We start from the raw sequence: 9169 nt of genomic DNA, 5'->3' as shown, positions 1-9169 counted from the left end.
TGCTCAGCTTCCTGTCAGTGATCGTGACGACCGGAGCTGTTGCCGTGAGTTGCCTCTCCGCCGAGGCAAGTAAGCAATCCGCTCAAGCGAGTCAGCACCAAGCTGAGATCACCGAGCGCGGCCAGTTCGACGATCGATTCAATCATGCTGTCCAACAGCTGGGCAATCGAGACAGCATCGACATCCGACAGGGGGGAATCCTTGCCCTGGAGAGCCTGCTACAGGACTCACCGGGCCATCATCCCACAATCCTCAAGCTGCTGGCATCCTTCGTCCGCGAGCACGCGCCCATCTCCGAATGCGCGTCAGGAAAAGCGGTCCCCAACGACATCCAGGCCGCGCTAGGGGTGATCGGCCATCACAATATCCACCCGGACACGAAGGCCAGCGAATACTCGGTTAACTTGCGATACACCTGCCTCTCCGGGGTTGACCTCGAAGGAATGGACTTCGTCCGGGCGTATCTCGCTGGCGCCGACCTGAGCGGGTCAGATCTGACCGGCGCCGACCTTACCGGCGCTTATCTTCTCAGCTCCAATCTCACTCGGGTCAATGCCATCCAGGCGAACTTTACCTGCGCGACGCTCCCCAACGCGGACCTCGGGGAGTCCTTTTTGGCGGCCACGCGGTTTGTCGGGGCCGATCTCATCTATGCGAAGCTGGCTGGTGCCCAACTCGGGGGCGCGGATCTAACGGATGCGGTCCTCGATAATGCTGTCATCGACCCGAAGCAGCTGGACAACCCCCGCATCATCGAGACTCCGCCGCGACCGTATTGCCTGTCCGAAGGGCAGTATCCAGGGCTCACAAGAGGGTAGATCAGTTATCCGAACAGGTGGAAACGTTCGGTTAGAGTGCAAGATCGTCCTCGGACACATAACGTGGTGAACTTTCACCAAGCATCCCCCAGCGAGCCGATCGTCATTTTGGTGGACGAAGTCTTGCTGTCCCTGCCCTCCGTCTGTGTTCCAGGCGGTCGTCGGCGTGACCGACCCCTTGGTCTCCGGAGCCAACACCGCTGGTCTGCTCAGCCCGCAGCCGCCCGCACCGCCGAAGAGATCTGTTCGACGTGACAAGGAGGATCGCCACACTTCGCAGCCCTCCTTGCTGCCGTACGCACTGCCGGTCCCCGCCGTCGACCCACCCCGCGACACCCACGGCAATAGCGCCTCCCACTACGCCGCCACCTACTACGGAGCCTGCGACGAGACCGCCTACGGCGTCCCAGAAACCTGGCGTCTCCATCTTGCCCTCCCCCTGCGGTCCGGTAGCTGCGATGCCCTCCGCTGCACGCCCATCCGTAGCGGCTGGTAGCCGTCACGGCTTCACCATGGACCGCTGCGCAGCCGTGACGGCGGCTCGCACCCGGCTGGTAAACCGCAGGCGGGCGCCGCCCAGGTGCTACCGGCCAGCGCCCCGTAACCCCGCGGCGCCCATGGCAACCCCCCACCCGACAAAACTTGTCTGGACCAATCTCCGGGGAACCGTTGACATCACCCTGATCCGGGCTCAACCTGGTTACCGCCCCACCACCGACCCCGGCACCCCCGAAAAGACAATGACGTCCGGACACCGGAAGAACGTCGAACAGCCGGCTCCCCATGCCCCCATCACGGGACTCAGGAACAAGATTCCGAATTCCGCACAGCACCGGAATACGATCTTCACTCGGGACTTTCGCCGGCGTGACCAGACGGCCCCCAAGGAGAGAACCATGGTCAGAAGACGCATTCAGGCCGGCGCGGTGATACTGGCCGCGCTCGCCTCGGCCCTCTCGGCGTTCACCATCGTGCCCGCGGCCGACGCCGCCGTGCCCGCGACGATCCCGCTCACGGTGACGAACAACTCCGGCCGCTCCGATCCGGTCTACCTCTACGACCTCGGCACCCTGCTCAGCACCGGGCAGCAGGGCTGGGCCGACTCCGGCGGGAGCTTCCACGCGTGGCCGGGCGGCAGCGTGCCGCCGGTCCCGGCCCCCGACGCCTCGATCCCCGGCCCGGCCAACGGCCAGTCGGTGACCATCCGGATCCCGAAGTTCTCCGGGCGGCTCTACTTCTCCTACGGCCAGAAGCTCAACTTCTACCTGGCCACCGGCGGCCTGGTCCAGCCCGCCGTGCAGAACCCGTCCGACCCGAACCACAACATCCTGTTCAACTGGTCGGAGTACACCCTCAACGATTCGGGCCTGTGGCTCAACAGCACCCAGGTGGACATGTTCACCGCGCCTGATTCGGTTTCCATCACCCCCTCCGGCGGCGGGGTGAAGACCACCGGCGCGCTGAAACCGAACGGGTTCACCAGCTTCATGAACGCGCTGCGCGGCCAGCCCGGCGGCTGGGCGAACCTGATCCAGACCGACGGCAGCGGCAACGTGCTGCGCGCCCTTTCGGCCGGGCACGGGATCGAGTCCGGCGCGCTGCCGGCCACGGTCATGGACGACTACATCAACCGGGTGTGGAGCAAGTACAGCTCCGCCACGCTGACCGTCACGCCGTTCGCGGACCAGCCGTCCACTCAGTACTTCGGCCGGGTTTCGGGCAACGTCATGAACTTCACCAACTCCGCCGGCGCCACGGTCACGTCCTTCCAGAAGCCGGACGCGGACAGCATCTTCGGCTGTTACAAGCTGCTCGACGCGCCGAACGACCTGGTCCGCGGCCCGATCTCGCGCACCCTGTGCGCCGGGTTCAACCGCTCCACCCTGCTCACCTCGGCCAGCCAGCCCGACAACAACGCCGCGGACTTCTACGTGGACACCGTCACCAACCAGTACGCCCGCAAGGTTCACGCGCAGATGGCCGACGGCAAGGCCTACGCCTTCGCCTTCGACGACGTGGGCAACTTCGAGTCACTGGTGAACGACGGCAACCCGCAGAGCGCGTCGATGACGCTGGGCTCGCTTTCCTGATCCGGCTCAGTGAAGGACTCGTGAGTGTTTATGACGGTTCTAACCGTCATAAACACTCACGAGCTCTTACTGGCCCCGGCGGCCGCCGCCCCGTTGCAGATCTACCCGGTGCCATCGGCGCGACCTCGATCACGCCGGTCTCGCCGTTCCAGAACGCCCTCAACGACGCCGCCGCCTGGGGCTCCGCGAACGGCAGGCAAGGCACCGTCTACGTCCCGTCCGGGGTGTGGACGGTCGGCACGCTGTACCTGCACAGCCACCTCGCGCTCTACCTCGCGCCGGGCGCGGTCCTGCGCTACACCGGCGAGGACGGGCACTACGACCACCACTGGCACAAGGATTCCCAGAAGCGCGACATCAGCTGGTTCCTCTCGACCCGGTACAGCTCGACCGGCATCACCGTCTACGGCCGGGGCACGATCGACGGCAACGGCAAGGCTTCGCTGCTGCCCTCGAACCTCGGGGTGAACCTGCTGACCCCGATCTACACCCCGCACTTCCGGCTCGACGGGATCACCTTCCGCGAGTCCAGCTCGTGGGCGATCATGCCGGCCCGCTCGTCGGACCTGCAGTTCACCAACATGTGCGTGTCCGTCGGCAACGCCGTGGGGATCGGCCTCGACGGCCCGTTCAGCACCAAGACCTGGGACGCCGCCACGGACCTCTTCCGCAACGTTCCCGGCGACCCGAAGCCGCTGGACGACGTGACGTTCGACGGGCTGCTGTCGTGGACCTACTGCTATGGGCTGAAAGTCGGGCAGGGCGTCCTGCAGCCGCAGAGCAACGTCACCTTCAAGAACTCGACGGTCTACCAGGCGGCCGTCGGCCTCGGCGTGCACCACAAATGGGGGACGGCGTCGGGCATCACCTTCAGCAACATCGATATCGAGCAGCTGCCCTACACCAACGACAGCAACCGGACCTGGATGGCGCTCTGGCTCCTCGCCCCGGCGGGCGGCCTGCCGATCAACGGGGTCACCCTGGACAACATCCGCGTCCGGGACGCCGGCACCACACCGGCGCGGATCAACGGCTCACCGACCGGCGACACCTACCACAGTCCGGTGACCATCACGCCCTGAACCTGACAAGACCGGACACAAATAAACAAAACTCTTGACGAACAAAACAGGCACAGCGTTATTTGGACGCTGTGAAGCCGAGACAGCTGGGTACGATCGCCCTCGCGTTCGCGTTGCTCGGAGGCGTCGTCGCCGCCCCCTCCGCCGCAGCCGCGCCTTCGAAAGCCGACACCTGGACCGTCCGGAGTCCGGGCAGCACGGGCGTGACCGCGACGTTGGGTCTGGACGGCGCCGGCGAACTGCGCCTCGCTGTGGCCAGTGGCGGGTCTCAGGTCTTGGCGCCGGGGAAGCTCGGAATCACCACCAGCGCCCGCGAATTCGGCTCGGGGCTGTCCTTCGCCGGTCGCCGGGACAAGCTCGTGCGCGAGTCCTACGACATGGTGACCGGCAAGCAGCTCGACCGTTCGACGACCATGAACGAGTCGACGTTCACCTTCACGACCGCCGACCACGTATCCTTCGACGTCGTGGTCCGCGCGGCGCACGACGGGGTGGCGTACCGGTACGTCGTCGGCGGTTCCGGGCCGGTGACCGTGCAAAGGGAAGCCTCCACCTTCGAACTTCCCGCCGACGCGGCGGCGTGGGTGCAGCCGTACCAGAGCGCCTACGAGACCGAGCGGACGCAGACCACCGCGGCCACGGCGAACACCGCCGAGCCCAAGGCCTGCAACGGAACCACCTGCTCGTTCGGCTACCCGACGCTGTTCAAGGTGGGCGGCGGCTACACACTGCTCACCGAGTCCGATGTGGACGGACGATACTCGGGCACGCACCTCGACCACGCCGACGGCAGCACCGCCTACACCGTCGCCCTGGCCGACGACAAGCCCGTCACCGCGCCCGGCCCGCTCGCCACGCCTTGGCGCACGGCGATCGTCGGCAGCCTGGACACGGTGGTGCGCTCCACCCTGGTCGACGACCTCGCACCGCCCTCGAAAGTGCCGGACACGTCGTGGATCAAGCCGGGGGTCGCGGACTGGTCCTGGCTGACCGGCGGAGTGGACGCCAGCGCCAGCGCCGCCACCCAGCGCTCCTTCATCGACTACGCCGCCGCGCACGGCCTGTCCTACACACTGGTCGACTACGGCTGGCAGGAGAGCGAAATCCCGGACCTGGTCCGCTACGCCCGGGCCCGCGGGGTGAACGTGGTGCTGTGGTTCGCCTGGACCGACCTGGAAACCCAGCAGCAGCGCGACAACTGGCTCCCGAAGATCAAGTCCTGGGGTGTCGCCGGGGTCAAGGTCGACTACATGGACTCCGACGCCCAAGCGCAGTTCCAGTGGTACGGCGCGATCCTCGCCGACACCGCGCGGCTGCACCTGATGATCGACTTCCACGGCGCGACCATTCCCCGCGGCCTGCAGCGGACGTGGCCGCAGGTGATGAGCGTCGAAGGCGTGCGCGGCGAGGAGAACGGGCAGAACGCCGACCGCGACATCTTCCTGGCCTTCACCCGCAACATCGTCGGGTCGATGGACTACACGCCGACCTGGTTCTCCCGGCCCGGCCGGCAGGACTCCGCCGGCCACGAACTCGCCCAGGCGGTCGTGTTCGAGTCCGGCTGGACCCATCTCGGCGACGATCCGGCGGGGTTCGCCACGCAACCGGCCGCCGAGCGCTACTTCGAGCAACTGCCGACGACCTGGGACGAGACCCGGCTCGCCGCCGGCTCCCCCGAGCAGGACGCGGCCGGCAACCGCCAGGTCGTGCTGGCCCGACGCAACGGCGACCGCTGGTTCGTCGGCGGTCTCCTGGCCGGTCCGGGCGGCGCGATGACCACGCCCCTGGGCTTCCTCGGCCGCGGCCGGTGGCTGGTCGAGACCACCAGCGACAGCAACGGCACCCTGACGCGGACCACCAGCACGCACACGGCCGCGGACACGCTCTCGGTCACGTCGCCGGCCAACGGCGGCTTCGCGGCCATCGCCTGCCCGGCGACGTACGGGCGCGCCTCCTGCGACAAGCCGGTCGTGCCCGCCCCGGCGACGTCGCTGACCCTCACCCCGCCTACCGCGGTGGCCGCGCCTGGTTCGGCCCTGCCGGTCGGCGCGAGTTTCACGCTGCCCCAAGGCAATCCCCTGCACGACGTCCGGCTGGGGGTGGACGCCGCCCGGCTGCCCGCGGGCTGGAAGTCGACGGGCCGTCCGGTCTCGGCCGGCACCCTGCGGGCCGGAACTCCCCTGACCGGGCAGTGGACGGTCACCGTGCCCGCCGGCCAGCAGGGCGCGGTGGTGGAGGTCCCGGTCGTGGCGACGTACGCCAACCCGGCGGGCCGGGGCGCCGAACCGATCCACGTCGAACAGGTCGTCTCGGTCAAGGTGCCACCGCACGGGACCGTCGCGGCGAGCACGCTGCCCTTCGAGTCCGCGACCAACGGCTGGGGCCCGGTGGAACGCGACCAGTCCAACGGCGAGACCGGCTCCGGCGACGGCAAGCCGATCACCCTGCACGGCACGGTCTACCCGCGGGGAATCGGCGCGAACGCGGCCAGCGACGTCAAGATCTTCCTCGGCGGGAGGTGCTCGACCTTCACCGCGACCGTCGGCGTCGATGACGAGGTCGCGTCGTCACCCCAGGGCTCGGTGACGTTCAGCGTCCTCGGGGACGGCAAGGCCCTCAGCACCACACCGGTGCTCACCTCCGCCGGCGGCCCGGCGCAGGTGACCGCGGACGTGACCGGCGCCCAGGAACTCGACCTGGTGCTCGGCGACGGCGGCAACGGCACCGCCTTCGACCACGGTGACTGGGCCAGGCCCGAACTGACCTGCCAGGGGTGATCCGACAGCGGCTTGTCCAACGCCGAGGTGCTGAGGTTCTCAGCTAGTGGTCATCCCGGTTCCGGCGAACCACATCCAGCCGTCCTGGAGCCGAATCCGTGGGGCAGGGATGCTCGCCGGAACCCCCGCCGTCGGCCGGACTACGTCGCCCTGAGGAGATCATCGATCCTGTTCTGGAATTCGTCAGCCTTCGAGTGCGCGGCGAGGCGATACAGATCTCGTACTATCGTCCAGCATCGGATCGCCTCCGCCGTGAATGCACTCACCTGAGCGGCATCGTTACACACAGCCGCACTCTTCGCTTGAGCCGAGGCGAGATCGCCGCGCACCTCTGTGAGCTCGCGCTCGTACCGCGCTCGGGAACCCGACTTCTCCACGAGTCCCTGCGCTGTGTCCAGCGACGATGACGCCTCGTTGAACCGGCCAAGCAAGATGTAGGCCTTGCCGTAGACCAGGCAGACCCTCGACTGGTTGCGACCGTCGGAAGAAAGAGTGTTCGCGTCCGCCAGTTCCAGCGCTTCGAGCGCCACCTGAGATTTGCCCTGCTCTACCAGACAATCGGCCTTCATACGTGCGTGAATACCGCGCGAGCGACGGCATTTTGGTCCTTCGATGCGGTCATCGAACTCAATGGCCTTGTCCAGGAAGCCAACAGCTCGATCAAGACGCCCGACCGCTCGTTGATAACGCGACTCATATTCACAAACCGACGCCATCAGTTCGTCGTTGCCCACAGCTTCAGCCAGAGACATCGCTTCGTCAAGACAAGCACGCGCTGCCGAAATTTTCCCCCGCTCCAGCAGAATCCAAGCTTGTTGACACAGCATTCGGCTTATCGTCACACGATCCTCAGCGCCGCGAGCCACCCGGACCCCGACAGCCAGGACCTCCAGAAAGAAGTCGTGATGGCCCTGAGTGATCAGTAGCGACTCGAGCGCTCCGATGATGCGCGCAACCATCTGGCTGTCCTCGCACTTAGCTGCATCCTCGATAACAGCTCGTTGAGCCGGGAGCGAGGCGGCTATTGCGCCAAGGACGAGCTCAGTCCTCCAGCCGATGAATGGACTGTCCTCGGGTAACACTGACAGCTGCCACAGCCTCATGCGGTATTCATTGAGCGTCAGGTCGGCGTACTGCGCGCGGTCGCAGTAGTACATTGGCCACCACAACTCGTCAACGATGAAATGTGACGCGAACTCACGACGCATACAGTCCCTGACCACGCTTGTCGTCCGGTAGCGGGCCGGCGCGACGATCTCAAGAAGATTGTGCCGGTGCAGCTGGGCGATCAACGACACGACGTCATCGGCGGCCCTGGTGTTTTGCCAGGCGTACTTGACGTCATCCAGCGCGACACTCGAATCGGGGTGCGCGGCCAAGAGCGCGAGCAGGACCCGGGCGTCGTCCGATATCTCGCGTATCCCCGCCGCCGTCCCAGCCCTGTTGATCTCCAACGCGGCTGTGACGCCCTTCGTCCGGATCTCGGCAACGAGGCTCGATACAGCGCCGGCGCCGACGAGCGCCACGCGCTCATTGACCAGATTGGCGGCACGACGGAGCGTGCGCGGAACACCATCACAGCACCGGATCAGCTCAGCAGCCGCCTCCGGCTCCGCAGACAGTGCGCTCTTCCCGCAGATGGCCGCCATTATGCGCGTGGCATGTTTCGGTTCCACCCCAGTCAGCCGGATGATTCTCGTGGACATCGTCGCGAAAGCTTCCAGTGGCCTCGTCGCAGCGACGATCAAAATACTGCCGTGGGTCGGCACGAGCAGCTTGGCAAGCGCTGGAGAGTCCCGCGCGTTGTCGACCTCTATCTGCACCCGCTGGCGGCTGAGAACCTCGCGCCACTGGCGCCGCCGGGCCGACAGCCCGCTTTCGACCAACGTGCCGGGAACACCCGCCGCGCCGAGCAGATACGCCAGCAAGTCCTCCTCGCGCACCTTCCCGATCGGACTCACCCAGTCGAGCCAATCGATGCTGATCCGGCCGTTGCGGTACCGGCTTTGGTTCCGCTCACCGTTCCAGCTCTGCAAGGACGACTTGCCAATGCCGTCGGGGCCACAGAGTTGGACCACCTGTCCGGCGACCTGCTGGCTTCGGCTCGACGCCTCGTCCAGCTCCCTGCGCTCCAGCTTCCGGTCGATCATGCCGTCAGGCGCGGATACCCCGGAAGAGATATGCCTGTCCATGCGGCCGGCGCTACGGCGACGCACGACCCGCCCTCTTACCGCCGAACCCAGGCGCACGACTCCGGTCCGCGCCCCGGCCGCTACGGCCGCCCACGCTGCTTTCAGCATCTCCGACAACGCCACGTCCTGCCAGGCAGCCATGAAACTCCCCGAGTCCACCCCAGATACACGATCAGCCCGACATTAGCACCTAGTGCAGCTGCGGTTACC

General features: G+C 66.6%; 5 protein-coding genes. 4 read left to right on the top strand and 1 reads right to left on the bottom strand.

The window, feature by feature from the left end; genetic code table 11:
• Positions 1-17: 17 nt before the first annotated feature.
• The 4 genes from OG943_RS09985 (at position 18) to OG943_RS09970 (ending at position 6767) form a co-directional block, all read left to right on the top strand.
• Positions 18-818, top strand: coding sequence for a pentapeptide repeat-containing protein (locus tag OG943_RS09985; protein WP_328609431.1), 801 nt, complete (start codon positions 18-20; stop codon positions 816-818).
• Positions 819-1714: 896 nt separating this feature from the next.
• Positions 1715-2908, top strand: a complete 1194-nt coding sequence (locus tag OG943_RS09980) for a glycoside hydrolase family 64 protein (protein WP_328609430.1) — start codon at positions 1715-1717, stop codon at positions 2906-2908.
• Positions 2909-2928: 20 nt separating this feature from the next.
• Positions 2929-3990, top strand: coding sequence for a hypothetical protein (locus tag OG943_RS09975; protein WP_328609429.1), 1062 nt, complete (start codon positions 2929-2931; stop codon positions 3988-3990).
• Positions 3991-4061: 71 nt separating this feature from the next.
• Positions 4062-6767, top strand: coding sequence for a glycoside hydrolase family 97 catalytic domain-containing protein (locus tag OG943_RS09970; RefSeq protein WP_328609428.1), 2706 nt, complete (start codon positions 4062-4064; stop codon positions 6765-6767).
• A gap of 140 nt (positions 6768-6907) precedes the next feature.
• Here OG943_RS09970 and OG943_RS09965 read toward each other — a convergent pair whose 3' ends face one another.
• Positions 6908-9100, bottom strand: coding sequence for a tetratricopeptide repeat protein (locus tag OG943_RS09965; protein ID WP_328609427.1), 2193 nt, complete (start codon positions 9098-9100; stop codon positions 6908-6910).
• Between the last annotated feature and the right edge of the window lie 69 nt (positions 9101-9169).

Origin of the sequence: Amycolatopsis sp. NBC_00345 (assembly GCF_036116635.1) — a bacterium.
GTDB lineage: Bacteria > Actinomycetota > Actinomycetes > Mycobacteriales > Pseudonocardiaceae > Amycolatopsis.
Note: the sequence above shows the minus strand (reverse complement) of the source record. Positions and strands in the feature narration are given on the sequence as shown.

Coding starts and splice junctions, on each gene's coding strand:
- OG943_RS09980 (WP_328609430.1), top strand. CDS start 1,715: ATGGTCAGAAGACGCATTCAGGCCGGCGCGGTGATACTGGCCGCGCTC.
- OG943_RS09965 (WP_328609427.1), bottom strand. CDS start 9,100: ATGGCTGCCTGGCAGGACGTGGCGTTGTCGGAGATGCTGAAAGCAGCG.